This window comes from Glutamicibacter sp. HZAU, from assembly GCF_004100365.1.
GTDB classification, from domain to species: Bacteria; Actinomycetota; Actinomycetes; order Actinomycetales; family Micrococcaceae; genus Glutamicibacter; species Glutamicibacter nicotianae.
This window is the reverse complement of sequence record NZ_SCKZ01000001.1, coordinates 539563-556276: the sequence shown is the minus strand read 5'-3', so window position 1 is coordinate 556276 and position 16714 is coordinate 539563. Positions and strand designations below refer to the sequence as shown.

Below are 16714 nucleotides of genomic sequence, written 5' to 3'. Positions count from 1 at the left end.
AGATGAGCAACAACGAATTCATTGAGTTCTTCGACGGCGGCAAGGAACCGACCCTCGACTCGCTGGGCGGCAAGGGCGCCTCCCTGGTCACCATGACCGCAGCCGGCATGCCGGTTCCCCCGGGATTCGTGGTCAACACCGAAGCATTCCGCACCTTCATGCACTCGGGCCTCTCCGAAGAGATCGCCGAGCAGCTCAAGGGACTGGACCCGGAGGACGTGCAGGCCGCTGACGCCGCCAGCGCGGCCATCCGCGAAATGATCATCTCCCGTCCGGTCCCCGAAGAGCTGGGCAACGCGACGAGGGAGGCCTACGCGCAGCTGCAGTCCCGCTTCGAGAGCGAGGTGCCGCTGGCGGTGCGTTCCTCGGCCACCGCGGAGGACCTGCCCGACGCCTCCTTCGCCGGCCAGCAGGACACCTACCTCTGGCTCAACGGCTACCGGGAGGTGGCAGAACATATCCGCGCCTGCTTCGCCTCGCTGTACACCACCCGTGCGATCATCTACCGGATCAAGAACCAGATCCCCGACGAAGGCTTGTGCATGGCGGTAGTCGTGCAGAAGATGGTCAACGCCAAGAGTGCAGGCGTGGCCATGACCCTGGACCCCACCAACGGCGACCGCTCCAAGATCACCGTGGACGCCTCCTGGGGCGTGGGCGAAATGGTGGTCTCGGGAACTGTCACCCCGGATAACATCCAGCTGGACAAGGTCACCCTGGCAGTGATCCACGAGCATATCGGCGACAAGCATGCCGAGATGGTCCCCGACGCGGCAACCAACACCCTGGTGGAACGCGACGTGGAGGAAGCACGGCGCACCGTGCGCTGCCTGTCCGATACCGAACTGGCAGCCGTGGCCCAGCTGGCCAAGCGCGCCGAGAAGCACTACAAGGCGCCGCAGGATATCGAATGGGCCATCGACGCCGACCTGCCCGAGGGCGAAAACCTGCTGCTTCTGCAGGCCCGTCCGGAAACGGTCCATTCGGCCAAGACCACGGAAGCCAAGCCCAAGAGCACCGGCTACTCCTCATCCCTTGGATTCGGATCCATCACCGCATCGCTGACCAAGATCAGCGGCTAGCACGCATCGCAATTCCCACCCGAGCCTTCCCTTACCCCTTGAAAGGGTGCATGACCATGACAATGAAGTCGTTCCCCAAGCCATCCGATTTGCCGGTGCCAGCAGGTGCCGAAGGATGGGAAGAGATCTACCCGTACTACCTGGTGTTCCAAGACGAGCTCAAGGAGCAGGAAGACGCCAAGTTCTGGTTCTGCGACTCACAGCACTGGCCAACGGTCTTCAAGCCCTTCGAGACCATTGGCGGCGAATTCGCGGTCAAGTGCCTGGGCCAGTACAACGCCCGCCACCTGATGATCCCGAACGCCAACGGCATCGACTTCCGCATCCACCTGGGCTACCTGTACATGTCCCCGATCCCGGTGCCCGACGAGCAGATCGCCGCACGCGTCCCTGAATTCGAAGCACGCATCGGCCACTACTTCGGCGACTGGGAGAACAAGCTGGCTGCCTGGCACACCAAGGTCAAGGGCACCATCGCGGACATGGAAGCGCTGCGCTTCGACCCGCTGCCGGAAATCGTTCCCTTCGAGGACATCGAGAACGGCGTGGGCAAGGACGGCTCGCAGGTCCTGCTGGAGAACTACGACAAGCTGATCTCGCTGACCTACCAGAACTGGCAGTACCACTTCGAATTCCTGAACCTGGGCTACATCGCCTACCTGGACTTCTTCAACTTCTGCAAGGAAGTGTTCCCCAACATCCCTGACCAGTCCATCGCCACCATGGTGCAGGGCGTGGACATGGAACTCTTCCGCCCGGACGACGAGCTCAAGGCGCTGGCGCTGCTGGCAGTCGAGCTCAAGCTGTCCGAGCTCTTCTCCAACACCGACGACCCGGCCGCCACCTTGGCCGCCATCGCCGCCGCACCCGGCGGAGAGCGCTGGATCGCGCAGTGGGAAGAAGCCCACGAGCCATGGTTCAACTTCACCATCGGCAACGGCTTCTACGGCCACGACAAGTACTGGAATGAGCACCCGGAAATCCCGCTGGGCTTCATCGCCGACTACATCCGCCGCGTCGAGGAAGGCGCGCAGATCCTGCGTCCCACCGAGAAGCTGATCGCGGAGAAGGAACGCATCGTCGAGGAATACGCCGACCTGCTCGACGGCGAGACCGCACAGGTCTTCGAGGCCAAGCGCGCGCTGGCAGCCACCGCCTACCCGTACGTGGAGAACCACAACTTCTACATCGAGCACTGGACCATGGGCGTCTTCTGGCGCAAGGTCCGCGAGCTGTCGCGCATGCTGGCCGATGCAGGGGTCTTCGAGGATCCAGAGGACCTGCTCTACCTGGGCCGCAACGAGGTGCGCGACGTGCTCTTCGACCTGGTCACCTCCTTCGGCATCGGGGCCGGCGAGCCGATCGCCGCGGTGGCCCTGCCCAAGAAGATCGCCAAGCGCCGGCAGATCGTCGACGCGCTGAAGACCGCGCGCCCGGCCCCGGCGCTGAACACCCCGCCGGAATCGATCACCGAGCCATTCACCCGCATGCTGTGGGGCATCACCACCGAACAGGTGCAGTCCTGGCTGGGCAATGACGAGGACGCCCAGGAGAACGTGCTCAAGGGCATGGCCGCCTCGCCAGGCACCGTCGAGGGCGTGGCACGAGTGGTCATGCACGCCGACGAGCTGGGCCAGATCCAGCCGGGCGAAATCCTGGTGGCGCCGATCACCGCGCCGAGCTGGGGCCCGATCTTTGGCAAGATCAAGGCCACGGTGACCGATATCGGCGGCATGATGTCGCACGCGGCGATCGTCTGCCGCGAGTACGACCTGCCTGCGGTCACCGGTACCGGCAGCGCCTCGACCACCATCAAGACCGGCGACCGCCTGCGGGTGGACGGCGGCAAGGGAACCGTGGAAATCCTGGTGGACAGCCCCGTGCTCACCGGGCCAGGCGCGCATTCGCACCAGCACGGCTAAGGCCTTCCCGGCGCCCCCAACGCCGGGAACACCCCGGGTGCCGGCCCTTCCCCCCAAGGGGCCGGCACCATCCCAAGATTTTCCAACTGACGAAAGGCACGATCCATGAGCAGCTCACCTACGGTGCTGATCACCGGGGCCGCCGGCGGACTGGGCCGGGCCTTCGCCCTCGGGTTTGCCGAACGCGGCTACCAGGTAGCCGCCGCCGACATCGATCTGGCAGGCACCGAGCAAACCGTGCAGCTGGTCCGCGAGGCCGGCGGGCAGGCGCAGGCCTTCGAAGTGAATGTCACCGACCCGCAATCCACCGACAAGATGGCGGCCGGCGCCGCGGAATTCGCCGGCGGACGCATCGACGTGCTGATCAACAACGCGGCGATCTACGCCACCGTGACCCGCTCGCTGTTCGAGGACATCGACCCCGGCGAATGGGACAAGGTCATGGGAGTGAACCTCAAGGGACCATGGATGGTCACCCGCGCGGCCTCCCCGTTCTTGGCCGCCGGATCCCGGGTGATCAACCTGGCCAGCGCCACCGTCTACTCCGGCTCCGAGCAGTGGGCCCACTACGTGGCCTCCAAGGGCGGGGTGATCGCCCTGAGCCGGGTGATGGCCAAGGAACTGGGACGGCGGGAGATCACCGTGAACACCATCGCCCCGGGATTCACCCTCACCGAGGCCAGCCTGGGGCTGATGGAAGACGCCGCCAGCTACGGCGTGGACCGCGGAGCGCTGAAGCGGGCCAGCCAGCCGGCCGACATCGTCGGCGCCGCGCTCTTCCTGGCCGGCCAGGACTCATCCTTCATCACCGGGCAGACCCTCGTCGTCGACGGCGGACGCCAATTCATCTGACAACACGCTTCAACCCACAAGACTTCAATCACTTAAAGAGGAGTGATCATCATGGCGACAGTCAATTTCACCGATTTCGAAGGCAACGCACGCAGCGTGGAGGCCAACACCGGCGATTCGGTGATGGAAACCGCTGTGCGCAACGGTGTCGAAGGCATCGTCGGCGAATGCGGCGGTTCGCTGTCGTGCGCGACCTGCCACGTCTTCGTTGCCGACAGCGATCTGGAATCGCTGGAGCCGATGAGCGAAATGGAAGACGAGATGCTCTACGGCACCGCGGTAGACCGCGAAGAGAACTCGCGCCTGTCCTGCCAGATCAAGCTGTGCGAAGGGCAGAGCATCAACGTCACCACCCCGGAAACGCAGGTATAGCCATGAACACCGCCACCGCAGTCTCCACCGCCGGCGCCCCGGCCCCGGCGGCGCACACCGCCACCGGCCTGCTGATCATCGGCGCATCCCAGTCCGGCGTCCAGCTGGCGATCTCGCTGCGCGCACTGGGCTACACCGAGCACATCACGCTGCTCGGGGACGAGGACCACCGCCCTTACCAGCGCCCGGCGCTGTCCAAGGAATTCCTGCAGGACAAGATCGGCAGCGAGTCGCTGATCTTCCGTTCCAACGACTACTGGGACGAGCACAACGTCACCCTGGTCAAGGGCGAACGCATTCAGGACATCGACTCCAACCCGGATGGCTCCGGGGTTGCCGTGGGCAGCTCCGGCACCCGCTACCCCTACACCCGCCTCGCGCTGGCGGTCGGCGCCCGCCCCCGCCGCTTCGAGGCTGAAGGCAGCGACCTGCACGGCGTGGTGTACCTGCGCAACGCCGATGACGCCCTGCATCTGAAGGACCTGGCCCCGAATGCTACCGATGTGGTGGTCATCGGCGGCGGATTCATCGGACTGGAAGCGGCCAGTTCGCTGCAGGCCATGGGCAAGAAGGTCACCGTGCTGGAATACGGCCCGCGCCTGGTCGGCCGTGCGGTCGGCGAAGACACCAGCGGCTACTTCCTGCGCAAGCACCGCGAACGCGGGCTCGACATCCATCTGGAAGCCCGGGTGCGCAAGATCCATGGCGCCGACGGCCAGGTGAGCGCCGTCGAGCTGGAAACCGGAGAGGTGATCGACGCGCAAATCGTGCTGGTCGGCATCGGTGTCATCCCGAACACCGAACTCGGCGAGAAGCTCGGCCTGGACATCGAGAACGGCATCGTTGTCGATCACGCGGCCCTGGCCTCGGATGGCCATACCCTGGTGGTCGGCGACGTGGCGAACATGCCCAACCCGGTCCCCTCAGCGCCCGAGGGCGAACGCATCCGTTTGGAGTCGGTGAACAACGCCGTGGAGCACGCCAAGGTGGCAGCCTACGCCCTGATGGGCCAGCGCGAAGCCTACGCCGGCATCCCGTGGTTCTGGTCCAACCAGGCCGACATGAAGCTGCAGATCGCCGGCCTTTCCCTGGGCTTCGACTCCACCGTGAAGCGCGAAGTCCCGGAGAAGGGCAAATTCACCGTGCTGTACTACCGCGACGGCCGGATCATCGCCGCCGACTGCGTGAACGCGCCGCTGGATTTCATGGCAGTGAAGCAGGCTTTGGCCGCCGGGAAGAACATTGACCCGCAGGCCAGCGCCGATCCTGCCGTCCAACTCAAGACCCTGATTGCCTGAGGACATCATGACTACTTTGAATGACACCCGGCCACTGCCAGCGCAGGGCACCATCAACACCTCGCCGATTGCGCTCGATGAGCACCTCGACGGCGAGCTGGATGCGATCTGGGCCGCAGTGGAACCCGAAACCCGGGCCCGCGGCAACGACATCCACCTGCCGATTTCCCTGTCCTTCGCCCGCCGCCTGTGCGACGCCTACCCGGACGCGGACCGCACCCTGGTGCTGGTCTCCACCTTGCTGCACGACACCGGCTGGGCCCACGTGGATGAGGACAAGATCATCTCCGACGGCTTCCGCGGGGACTGGCGCAAGGCAGATATCCGCTTCCAGCATGAGCAGGAGGGCTGCGCAGTGGCCAGGCGCGTGCTGCCGCCGCTGGGCTATGACGCAGAATTCGTCGAGGCGGTCTGCGCGATCATCGACGGGCATGACACCCGTGCCGAGGCGTATTCGCTGGAGGACGCGCTGATGCGCGACGCGGATCGGCTGTGGCGCTTCGACCAGGCGGGCATTGCGCTGGCTTCGGGCTGGTTCGGCCAGGACCCGAGCACCTACACCGACCGGCTGGAAACCGAGATCATCCCGGAGCTGATCACCGAGGCTGCGGTCGCCATGGCAACCGCCGACCTGGCCCGTTCCCGTTCGCTGCTGCGCACGAAGGTGCTGCGATGATTACGGCCGCAACCACGCGCGAGCAGCTGGCGATCCCGTACCGCCACGTCGACACGCATTTCATTGACGGCCAGTGGGTCCGCTCCGCCGGAACCGAACGCATCGAGGTCACCGACCCGGCTACCGGGAAAGTCTGGGGTTCGGTGCCGGCAGGCAATACCCGGGATGTCGAGCGCGCGGTGGGAGCCGCGCACTCAGCCTTCCACGGCGAGCAGTGGCGAAGCTATTCGCCGTCGGACCGTGCGGCGCTGCTGCTGCGCATCGCCGAGGAAGTCGAAGCCCGGTCCACCGAGCTCTCGCTGACCAATACCTTGGAGAACGGCTCCCCGGTCTCCGAAACCGGTGGAGCGGCGGCCAATGCCGCTGGCATCTTCCGCTACTTCGCCTCGCTGGCACCGATGCTGGAAAACGAGGACCTGCGGCCCTTCCCGAACGGGGCAGGGGAGTCCCTGGTGCGCCGCGACCCGGTTGGGGTCTGCGCGCTGATTGCTCCGTGGAACTTCCCGATCAACCTGATGGTGATCAAGCTGGCCCCGGCCTTGCTGGCCGGGTGCACCGTGGTGATGAAACCGGCGTCGCCCACACCGCTGTCCTTCCGCATCATCATGGATGCGATGGCTGCCGCCGGGGTGCCGGCAGGCGTGGCGAACCTGGTCACCGGGCCGGGCCGGATGGGAGATGAACTGGTCCGCCATCCGCTGGTCTCCAAGGTGGCCTTCACCGGGTCCACCCCGGTGGGGCGCAAGATTGCCGCGGCCTGCGGTGAGCTGCTTCGGCCGGTCACCTTGGAACTGGGAGGCAAGTCCAGTGCGCTGGTGCTGCCGGATGCGGACCTGGACGTGCTCAGCTCGCGGCTGATCCGCTCGTGCATGCGCAATACCGGGCAGACCTGCTACATCTCCACCCGGATCCTGGCTCCGGCGCAGCGCTATGGCGAGGTCGTCGAGGCGGTGCGTGCAACGATCTCCGGCGGAATCCAAGGGGACCCGCTGAAGCCGGACACGGTGTTCGGCCCCTCGGCCAACAAGAGCCAGTTCGAGACAGTGCTCGGCTACCTTGAGGCAGGCCATGCCGAAGGTGCGCAGGCGGTCACCGGTGGACGCAAGGCCACGATGGAGGGCAAGCTGGCCGGAGGCTATTTCATCGAGCCAACCGTCTTTGCCGACGTCACCCCGGACATGCGGATTTCCCGCGAGGAAATCTTCGGACCGGTGATCACCGTGCTCAAGTACCAGGACGAAGCCGAAGGCATCGCCCTGGCGAACAACACCGAATTCGGCTTGGGCGGCTTGGTCTTCAGCGCCGATGAGCAGCATGCGGTGCAGGTCGCTGACCAAATCGATTCGGGCAGCGTGGGCATCAACTTCTTCGCATCGAATCACGCGGCGCCATTTGGCGGCCGGCACGACTCGGGCTTAGGCGCCGAATACGGTCCCGAGGGGCTTTCTGCGTACCTGAGCTACAAGTCGATTCACCGCGAGGTCCGCTAGCAAAAACACGAATAGGAAGCATGGCAGCAGGACATCCTCATCGAGCGCGGAATCGCCCGTGCCGGTGCCCAAGTGGTCGTCTGCCCGGTCATGTATGTAGTCCAGGTTGCTGCCCCTGTCTGCCCGTGAAGAATTGTCCGAGTTCTTCGCGCAGAACATGGCTGCGCCGAAGGTTCCTGAATTCTCCTGGCCCTTGGCCGGCAGCAGGTTGCCCCGGTACGGAAGTGCCGGGGCAACTTGCTGTCCAGAACATGTCGGAACGGCGTTGGAGCGTGACGGCTGGATGACTTTTGCGGTGCGGGCAGGCGCGTCTCCAGCTTGCAAGATGCAGAGGCTACTTCGTGGCCGCGAGCTGCCCGGGGTTATGGAATAGCCATGGAATCAAGGAAACCCCGACGCCGTAGCGCCGGGGTTTCCTTTTGTCATCACTCGCACCTTCATGAGGTACTTATTACTCTAGAACGGCTGGCTGTGAACTCTCTGGGCTGGGCCTGCCATTTAACTTGGCATTCAGAAGCCCGCCGAACCGGCAGCCGCCGGGACCATCGGAAAGCCGGTCACGGACTTGGGCCGCGGAGGGGCGTAGGTGCGTACCTTCGAGGTGCTCAGCCCCATCCGGACCAGCGATTCCGCGATGGTGACCCCTGCACGCACGCCATCGACAATCGGCACGCCGGTGGCCAGGCGCACCTGTTCCTCCAGCTCGGCCATGCCACCGCAGCCCAGGCAGATCACCTCGGCCTTGTCCTGCTCCACCGCTTGGCGGGACTGCTCGACAATCGCCGCCACCGCACGCTGCGGATCGGATTCCAATTCCAGCACGCCCAGCCCGCTGGCACGCACCGAGGCCAGCCGGTCGGTCAGGCCGGCCAGCTTCAGCCGGTCCTCGATCAGCGGCACCGTGCGGTCCAGCGTGGTGACCACCGAATACTTGTGGCCCAGGAACTGGGCGGTGGAGGCAGCGGCTTCGGTGATGTCCACAACCGGGACATCCAGCAGCTCCTGCAGGCCCTCGCGGCCGTGCTCCCCGTAGCCCGCCTGGATGACCGCGTCGAAAGGCTCGGTGTAGCGGATGACCTTGTCCATTACGGCGATGGCGGCCAGATAGCTTTCGAAATTGCCTTCGCAGGAATCGGCCCCGAAGTCCGGGGTCAGTTCGACGATTTCCGTGCCTGGCGAGGCGACCTGCCGGGCGGAATCCCCGATGGCGCGGGTCATGGATTGCGTGGTATTGACGTTCAGGATCAGAATGCGCATGAGTAGTCCTAGTGGGTTGGTGCCACGGCGATCGGCTCGCCATCGATGTCTGCCAAATCGTGCTGGCGCTTGGCCAGGGCCAGGTAGGCCAGGGCGCCGGCGCCCGAACCCAGGAACCAGGCGAACGGGCCAACAACGTGCAGGGCGGGAACGAAGGCCAGCACCAGTGCGATGACCGAGCTGATCACCAGTGCTCCGACGGCCCGGTAGTTCACGCCGCGGGTGAAGTAGTAGGCGCCATCGGCATCCGAGCGGTACAGGTCCATGACGTTGATCCGGGCTTTGCGGATCAGCCAGTAGTCGGCCATGATGATGCCGAACAGCGGGCCGAGCAGCGCGCCCAGGCCGCCGAGGAAGTAGTTGATGATCTCGGGGGAGTTGTACAGGTTCCAGGGCAGGATGACCAGGCCGATGACTCCGGAGATCAATGCGGCGGCGCGGAAGTTCAGCTTCTTCGGGAACAGGTTGGTCAGCGCGTAGGTCGGTGCCACGAAGTTGGCCATCAGGTTCACCGCGATGGTCAGCACCAGCAGGGCGGCGGAGGCCAGCAGCAGCAGCACGGTGTTCGGGATGGCCCCGACGATATCCGATGGCGAGGTGATGACCTGGCCGTTGATGGAGAACTGCGTGCCGGTGAGCACCACCACGATGGCGCCGAAGAACAGCATGTTCAGCGGAATGCCGAAGAAATTGCCCTTGACGATGGCCTTCTTGGAGGATGCGCCGCGGGTGAAGTCGCAGAAGTTCAGCACGAAGGTGCCGTAGATCGAAACCCACAGGGCTGCCGCGCCGAACATCGAGGTCCACATCTCGATGCCGGACTTCGGCTCGCCGGTGCTCATCGAGACGTTGAAACCGGATTCAAGCAGCATCCAGATGGCCAGGCCCAGGAAGGTGACCAGGATGACCGGGCCGGCGAAGGCCTCGTACTTGCGGATCATTTCCATGCCGTAGCTGACGATGACCAGCTGCACGGCCCAGAGCACCACGAAGCAGATCCAACCGAGCGCATTGAGTCCGAGGAAGCTGGTTTGCTCCAGTGCCGCGGAGCCCGGTGCCACCGCGATCACCATGACCGAGAGGACCTGGGCGGCGAGGTAGGTCTGGATGCCGAACCAGGCGATGGCCACGGCACCGCGCAGCAGCGCCGGGACCTGGGCTCCGGTGATGCCGAAGGCGATGCGGCTCATCACCGGGAAGGGGACGCCGGTCTTCTCGCCCATGAACCCGGAGAAGTTCAGCAGCGCGAAGAGCAGAACCGCTCCGATGCCCAGCGCGCCGAGGATCTGCCAGCCGCTCATGCCCAATGCGAAGAGCCCGATGGCGAAGGTGTAGTTGCCCAGCGAGTGCACGTCGTTGGCCCACAGGGTGAAGATGCTGTAGGAGTTCCAGGTGCGTCCCTTGCGGGTGGTTGGTGCCAGGTCCTGGTTGTACAGCGAAGCGCTCAGCTCGAAGGGATTGGCCCGGTCGATGGCGGGCGGGTTTTCCTGCGGTGCGTCCACGGGCACCATTTCAGGAGTCTTTTGCGACATGATGGACATCCTTGTCAAAGGGTCATGTATCCGGGCAGGGCGCATTAGGGCGTACTGCTGCAGGGAAAATGACAGATCTGGGGAAGCGGCGCGTTGGGTGCAACGGCCCGTGCCTGCCGTGCGGGGACGCAGGGCAGCGAGGCGGGCCCGCTTACGGGTAGATCGGCTGTCCGAAATTAACGTAGAACTCGGCCGGCGAGCCGAGAAGCGGCATGGCCGGGCGCGGCGCTGCGGCGAGCCGCAGTGCGGTGTGCGCGAAGCACGATGGATAAAGCATGGCTGCTCCTGAGCTAGGAAGTCACTCCGAGATATGTGCCAGGTGAGTACCCACCACTGTATGCGCTGGATCACATTACCGCAATAGAAAATGATAATTTCGCAAAGCGGTATTTCTCTCGCATTCTGGAGCTTTCTATTCCATTCCGGGAAACTGCAGGTGAACAGTTCTTTGCCTGCATGCTTAGCTCTGTCGTCCACACTAACCCCATGAAGACAGGTATTTAGGCAGCCTTCGGGAGAGTCGGCAAATTGCCGGGAAACCTTCTTGACAGTGATCGGCGTCTCGTTCTAGAGTTTTCATAAAGCAAAAGCTAACTTCCATAAAGCGGAATTCATGGAAGGTGTTCTTGAAGGGAAATCCAGTGTCCTACACTCTGAACTGCTCGATCCTCCTCACCGAGTTGCCACTGCTGCAGCGCGCGGATGCCGCCAAGCAGGCAGGTTTCGACAGCGTCGAATTCTGGTGGCCATTCAACGAAGCAGCGCCTTCCGATAAGCAGGTCGACGAATTCGTCGCTTCGCTGGCCAACGCCGGCGTCCAGCTGGACGGCCTGAACTTCTTCGCCGGCGACATGCCGGCAGGCGACCGCGGCCTGGTTTCCTGGCTGGGACGCGAAGCCGAATTCAAGGACAACATTGATGCCGTAGTGGCCATCGCCGAAGCCACCGGCTGCAAGGCCTTCAACGCCCTGTACGGCAACCGCATCGAGGGTGCCGACCCGGCGGCCCAGGATGCGCTGGCCTTGGAAAACCTGGTGGCCGCGGCCCAGGGCGTGGCCAAAGTGGGCGGCACCGTGCTGATCGAGCCGGTCTCCGGCACCGAGGCCTACCCGCTGAAGACCGCGGCCCAGGCGCTCGCTGTCGTCGACGCCGTCAAGGCGCAGGGCGAAAGCAGCATCGCGCTGCTGGCCGACTTCTACCATCTTTCGGTCAACGGCGATGATGTGCCAGCCGTCATCGAAGCGCATGCCAAGGACTTCGGCCACATCCAGATCGCCGACGCGCCAGGCCGCGGAGCTCCGGGCACCGGAAACCTGCCGCTGCTGGACTGGATCGCCCGCTCGCGCGAGCTGGGCTACGCCGGCAATGTCGCCTTGGAATACAAGCAGGACGCCGCCACCGCCTTCGACTGGCTGCAGACCGCCAGCAGCAGCGCAACCGCCTAGAGAACACCTTTCGCACAAGACTTTTTGGAGAATCACATGTCGCAGAACATCGCCTTCATCGGACTGGGAATCATGGGCTTGCCGATGGCAAAGAACCTCGTCAACGCCGGCTACAACGTCACCGGCTACAACCGCAGTGACAAGGCCGGCAATGAGCTGGCCGCCGCTGGCGGCACCAAGGCCGCATCGATCGCGCAAGCAGTGGCCGACGCCGACGTCATCATCACCATGGTCCCGGACTCCCCGGATGTCCAGGACGTCACCCTCGGCGCCGAAGGCGTCTTCGCCAACGCGAAGCCCGGCGCCCTGTGGATCGACAACTCCTCGATCCGCCCGGATGTCGCAGTGCAGCTCTCGGACGCCGCCCGCGAAGCAGGCCTGCGCCCGCTGGATGCCCCGGTCTCCGGCGGCGAAGCAGGAGCCATCGAGGGCGTGCTGTCCATCATGGTCGGCGGCGAGCAGGCGGACTTCGACGCCGCCAAGCCGGTACTGGAAGCAGTGGGCAAGACCATCGTGCTGGTGGGCCCCTCGGGCTCGGGCCAGACCGTCAAGGCGGCCAACCAGCTGATCGTCGCCGCCAACATCCAGGCGCTGAGCGAAGCGGTGCTGTTCCTCGAAGCCTACGGCGTGGACACCGACGCCGCCGTCAAGGTGCTCGGCGGAGGCCTGGCCGGCTCCAAGGTGCTCGACCAGAAGGCCCAGAAGATCCTGGACCGCGAATTCACCCCGGGCTTCCGCCTGGCCCTGCACAACAAGGACATGGGCATCGTGACCTCCGCCGCCCGCGAAGCCGGCGTAGTGCTTCCGCTGGGTGCACTGGTGGCCCAGCTGGTCACCTCCACCGTCGCAAGCGGCGACGGTGCACTGGACCACTCCGGGCTGTTCCGCGGAGTGCAGCGCCTGGCCGGCAAGGTCGAGGCCCCGGTTCCTGCCTAGGGAATACCACCCCAGGGCACACTGACTTCCTGCGGCGGGGAGGCCAAGGTATCTCCGCTTCCTCGGATGCCGGCCGCGCAATTGCGGGCCCGGCTGATGCAGGCCGCTTGATGACACGGCAAGCTGCCAGCCCAGGCCAGGTCCGCCGCGCAATGGGCTTTGTTCCAGTTCATTGCCGGCATCCGATGCTCAAGGAAACGGCGTTGTGGTGACTCATGCACCTTTCCGCCCCGCCGCAGGTTTCCTTATCTGTCTTCCAAGCTTTCTTCCAAGCAACCCACCTGCACCCTTGCCGGTGCTCCTAAGGACGTGACTGAAATGCCAAAGATGCGCGCGGTAGATGCCATCGTACAGATCCTGCAGAAGGAGGGCGCCACCGAGGCCTTCGGCCTGCCCGGCGCCGCCATCAACCCGCTGTACTCGGCCATGAAGGCCCACGGCGGCATCCGCCACACCCTGCACCGCCACGTCGAGGGCGCCAGCCACGCGGCCGACGGCTACTCGCGGGCCACCGGCAAGATCGGGCTGTGCCTGGGCACCTCCGGCCCGGCCGGCACCGACATGATCACCGGCCTGTACGCCGCGATCGCCGATTCGATCCCGATGCTGTGCATCACCGGACAGGCGCCCACCAGCGTGCTGCACAAGGAGGACTTCCAGGCAGTGGACATAGAGTCCATCGCCAAGCCGGTCACCAAGTACGCCTCCACCATCTTGGAGCCGGGCCTGGTGCCGGGCACCTTCGCCAAGGCCTTCCAGATCATGCGCTCGGGCCGTCCCGGTCCGGCGCTGATCGACCTGCCGATCAACGTGCAGATGGCCGAGATCGACTTCGACATCGACGCCTACGAGCCCTTGGCGCCATCCAAGCCGCAAGCCACCCGCGGCCAGGCCGAGAAGATGGTGGATTTGCTGCTCGGCGGCAAGAAGCCGATCATCATCGCCGGCGGCGGAGTGATCAACGCCAACGCGAGCGACAAGCTGGTCGAGCTGGCCGAAGAGCTGAACATCCCGGTCTCGCCGACCCTGATGGGCTGGGGCGCCATCCCTGATGACCACCGACTGCAGTCGGGCATGGTGGGCATCCAGACCCACACCAAGTACGGCAACGCCACCTTCCTAGAATCCGACGTGGTGCTGGGCCTGGGCAACCGCTGGGCCAACCGCCACACCGGAGATCTGGACACCTACCGGGCAGGACGCAAGTTCATCCACGTGGACATCGAGCCCACGCAAATCGGCCGCGTCTTCTCCCCGGACCTGGGGATCACCTCGGATGCCGGTGCCGCCATCGACGCCATCCTGGAAGTGGTGCGCGAGCGCAAGGCCGCCGGCACCCTGCCGGACTACTCGGCCTGGGCCGATGAGGCCACCACCCGCAAGTCCACCGGCCACCGCAAGACCAACTTCGAGAACATCCCGATCAAGCCGCAGCGCGTCTACCAGGAAATGAACGCCGCCTTCGGCCAGGACACCACCTACGTGTCCACCATCGGCCTGAGTCAGATCGCCGGCGCGCAGATGCTGCACGTCTACGGCCCGCGCAAGTGGATCAATGCCGGCCAGGCCGGCCCGCTGGGCTGGACCGGACCGGCGGCCCTGGGCGTGGTGCGCGGCAAGCCGGGCGAGAAGGTCGTGGCCCTCTCCGGCGACTACGACTTCCAGTTCATGATCGAGGAGCTGGCAGTCGGTGCGCAGTTCAAGCTGCCGTACGTGCATGTGGTGGTCAACAACTCCTACCTGGGCCTGATCCGCCAGTCCCAGCGGGCCTTCGAAATGGATTACCACGTGTCGCTGGGCTTCGACAACATCAACTCCCCGGAAACCAACGGCTACGGCGTGGACCATGTGAAGGTCGCCGAAGGCCTGGGCTGCAAGGCAGTGCGCATCGAGGACCCGAGCCAGCTGGCAGGCGGATTCGCGCAGGCCAATGCGCTGGCCGAAGAGCACCAGGTACCGGTCGTGGTGGAAGTGATCCTGGAAAAGGTCACCAACATCGCCATGGGCGCGCAGCTGGATGCTGTCAATGAATTCGAAGGCCTGGCCCTGGATGCCGCCGATGCGCCAACCGCGTTGGTGCCGCTGGCAGCCTCGGCCGCAGTGGGTGCCTGAAAGGGAAGTCGTCGCTGACCTGCACCCCGCAACGTTGGGCGCGGGGCACCGGTTCACCATTTCGGGTGTGCCCCGCGCCACAACAATCTAGACTTGGCATAGAGCTGCCGAGCACCAATCAACCTGAGCTATCAACGAGTAGGAACGCCTCATGAGCATCAAGGAAGCTGTCGGACGCGCATCGACCCCAGACACCACCGGAACCACCTATGACCTGGTGCTGCGCGGGCAGCAAGTGCTGGCCGGGCAGGACATCGCGCCGCGCGAAATCGGCGTGCGCGATGGGAAAATTATCTCCGTTGAGCCCTACGGCACCGGTCTGTCCGGTACCCGCGTGATCGAGGTGGCCGCCGACGAGGTGCTGCTGCCCGGGCTCGTTGATACCCATGTGCACGTGAACGAGCCAGGGCGCACCGAATGGGAAGGCTTCGAATCGGCCACCAAGGCCGCGGCCGCCGGTGGCGTGACCACCATTGTGGATATGCCGCTGAATTCCATCCCGCCCACGGTGAACCTCGAAGCGCTGGAGATCAAGCGCGAGGCCGCTGGCAAGAACGCCTACGTGAATGTCGGCTTCTGGGGCGGCGCCATCCCGGGCAACAAGAAGGACCTGCGCGAGCTGCACGAAGCAGGGGTCTTCGGCTTCAAGTGCTTCCTGCTGCACTCGGGAGTGGACGAGTTCCCGTCCCTGAGCGTTGACGAGATGGAAGAGGACATGGCCGAACTGGCCTCCTTCGACTCGCTGATGATCGTGCACGCCGAGGACGCCGAGATCATCGACAACTCCCCGCAGCCGGTAGGCGGCAAGTACGCCGGATTCCTGGATTCGCGCCCGCGCGATGCCGAGAACACCGCCATCGCCCAGGTGATCGAACGTGCCCGCACGACCGGGGTGCGCGCCCACGTGCTGCACCTGTCCAGCTCGGATGCGCTGGAAATGATCCGCCAGGCGAAAGCCGAGGGCGTGAAGCTCACCGTGGAAACCTGCCCGCACTACCTGACCTTGCTGTCGGAGGACATCCCCGACGGGGCCACCGCCTTCAAGTGCTGCCCGCCGATCCGCGAGAATGACAACCGCGAGCTGCTCTGGAAGGGCCTGGAGGAAGGCGTTATCGACTGCATCGTTTCGGACCACTCGCCATCGACTATCGATCTGAAGGACGTGGAGAACGGCGACTTCGGCGTGGCTTGGGGCGGCGTGGCGTCGTTGCAGCTGGGCCTGCCACTGATCTGGAGCGAAGCAAAGCAGCGCGGACTGAAGCTGGAACAGGTTGTGCAGTGGATGGGCGTCAACCCGTCCAAGTTGGCTGGCCTGGGCGCCAAGGGCAGCATCGAGGAGGGCAAGGATGCGGACTTCGCGATCTTCGCTCCGGAAGACACCTTCGCGGTGGACGTGGAGAAGCTGCACCACAAGAACCCGATTTCCCCGTACCAGGGCAAGACCCTGCACGGCGTGGTACGCCGCGCGATCATCGCCGGCAATGATGTGGACTTCCAGACCCCATCCGGCCAGCTGATCCGCCGCGAGCACTAGGCACCGGGAAAAGGCTTCGGCATCCTGCAAAAGGGCAGGATGCCGAAGCCTTTTTTGCGGGGAATTCCTAGTCGATCAGGCGCGACGCAACACCGGTGTTTGGCACGTATTCATCGCGTGCTTGCCGGGCGTGTGGGAAATCCGTAACAAACGCATATCGATTGCCGTGTCCTGGCCCATTCCAACAACGCAGCCCATAGACTGGC

Annotated in this window: 14 protein-coding genes; 11 read left to right on the top strand and 3 right to left on the bottom strand. The window is 64.7% G+C overall.

The annotated features are described in order from the left end of the window. The first annotated feature begins 2 nt into the window (after nucleotides 1–2). From EKH49_RS02560 to EKH49_RS02530, 7 genes are all read left to right on the top strand, one after another. Complete coding sequence (locus tag EKH49_RS02560; RefSeq protein WP_128469555.1) at nucleotides 3–1082, top strand: PEP/pyruvate-binding domain-containing protein; 1080 nt, start codon at nucleotides 3–5, stop codon at nucleotides 1080–1082. A gap of 56 nt (nucleotides 1083–1138) precedes the next feature. Continuing rightward, on the top strand, nucleotides 1139–3004 hold the full coding sequence (locus EKH49_RS02555) for a PEP-utilizing enzyme (RefSeq protein WP_128469600.1): 1866 nt from the start codon (nucleotides 1139–1141) through the stop codon (nucleotides 3002–3004). 105 nt (nucleotides 3005–3109) lie between these two features. Then, nucleotides 3110–3856, top strand: coding sequence for an SDR family NAD(P)-dependent oxidoreductase (locus EKH49_RS02550; RefSeq protein WP_128469554.1), 747 nt, complete (start codon nucleotides 3110–3112; stop codon nucleotides 3854–3856). Nucleotides 3857–3907: 51 nt separating this feature from the next. Continuing rightward, complete coding sequence (locus EKH49_RS02545) at nucleotides 3908–4228, top strand: 2Fe-2S iron-sulfur cluster-binding protein (protein ID WP_066143457.1); 321 nt, start codon at nucleotides 3908–3910, stop codon at nucleotides 4226–4228. A gap of 2 nt (nucleotides 4229–4230) precedes the next feature. After that, nucleotides 4231–5526: an NAD(P)/FAD-dependent oxidoreductase gene (locus EKH49_RS02540; RefSeq protein ID WP_128469553.1), complete on the top strand. Its 1296-nt coding sequence runs from the start codon at nucleotides 4231–4233 to the stop codon at nucleotides 5524–5526. A 7-nt stretch (nucleotides 5527–5533) separates the two neighbouring features. Then, nucleotides 5534–6202, top strand: coding sequence for an HD domain-containing protein (locus tag EKH49_RS02535; protein WP_128469552.1), 669 nt, complete (start codon nucleotides 5534–5536; stop codon nucleotides 6200–6202). After that, complete coding sequence (locus tag EKH49_RS02530; RefSeq protein ID WP_128469551.1) at nucleotides 6199–7692, top strand: aldehyde dehydrogenase family protein; 1494 nt, start codon at nucleotides 6199–6201, stop codon at nucleotides 7690–7692. The genes EKH49_RS02535 and EKH49_RS02530 overlap by 4 nt, the downstream gene beginning before the upstream one ends. Before the next feature lie 510 nt (nucleotides 7693–8202). On the opposite strand, the gene EKH49_RS02525 is transcribed toward EKH49_RS02530, so the two are convergent. The 3 genes from EKH49_RS02525 to EKH49_RS17035 all read right to left on the bottom strand — a co-directional run bounded on the left by EKH49_RS02525 (nucleotide 8203) and on the right by EKH49_RS17035 (nucleotide 10758). Next, nucleotides 8203–8949: an aspartate/glutamate racemase family protein gene (locus EKH49_RS02525; RefSeq protein WP_128469550.1), complete on the bottom strand. Its 747-nt coding sequence runs from the start codon at nucleotides 8947–8949 to the stop codon at nucleotides 8203–8205. Between the two features lie 8 nt (nucleotides 8950–8957). After that, nucleotides 8958–10481, bottom strand: coding sequence for an NCS1 family nucleobase:cation symporter-1 (locus EKH49_RS02520; RefSeq protein WP_236640992.1), 1524 nt, complete (start codon nucleotides 10479–10481; stop codon nucleotides 8958–8960). 151 nt (nucleotides 10482–10632) lie between these two features. Continuing rightward, nucleotides 10633–10758, bottom strand: a complete 126-nt coding sequence (locus EKH49_RS17035) for a hypothetical protein (RefSeq protein ID WP_269088414.1) — start codon at nucleotides 10756–10758, stop codon at nucleotides 10633–10635. Nucleotides 10759–11122: 364 nt separating this feature from the next. Between EKH49_RS17035 and EKH49_RS02515 the strand changes: the two genes are divergently transcribed. From EKH49_RS02515 to allB, 4 genes are all read left to right on the top strand, one after another. Continuing rightward, a complete protein-coding gene (locus tag EKH49_RS02515) occupies nucleotides 11123–11926 on the top strand; it encodes a hydroxypyruvate isomerase family protein (RefSeq protein ID WP_128469549.1) in 804 nt (267 codons plus the stop codon). 24 nt (nucleotides 11927–11950) lie between these two features. Next, nucleotides 11951–12862: a 2-hydroxy-3-oxopropionate reductase gene (locus tag EKH49_RS02510; protein ID WP_073707054.1), complete on the top strand. Its 912-nt coding sequence runs from the start codon at nucleotides 11951–11953 to the stop codon at nucleotides 12860–12862. Nucleotides 12863–13180: 318 nt separating this feature from the next. Beyond that, nucleotides 13181–14974 carry a glyoxylate carboligase gene (gcl, locus tag EKH49_RS02505; protein ID WP_128469598.1) on the top strand — a complete coding sequence of 598 codons (1794 nt, stop codon included), beginning with the start codon at nucleotides 13181–13183 and terminating at the stop codon, nucleotides 14972–14974. 151 nt (nucleotides 14975–15125) lie between these two features. Then, the gene (allB, locus tag EKH49_RS02500) at nucleotides 15126–16508 is read left to right on the top strand and encodes an allantoinase AllB (protein ID WP_128469548.1); all 1383 of its coding nucleotides are present in this window, start codon (nucleotides 15126–15128) and stop codon (nucleotides 16506–16508) included. The last annotated feature ends 206 nt before the right edge of the window (nucleotides 16509–16714 follow it).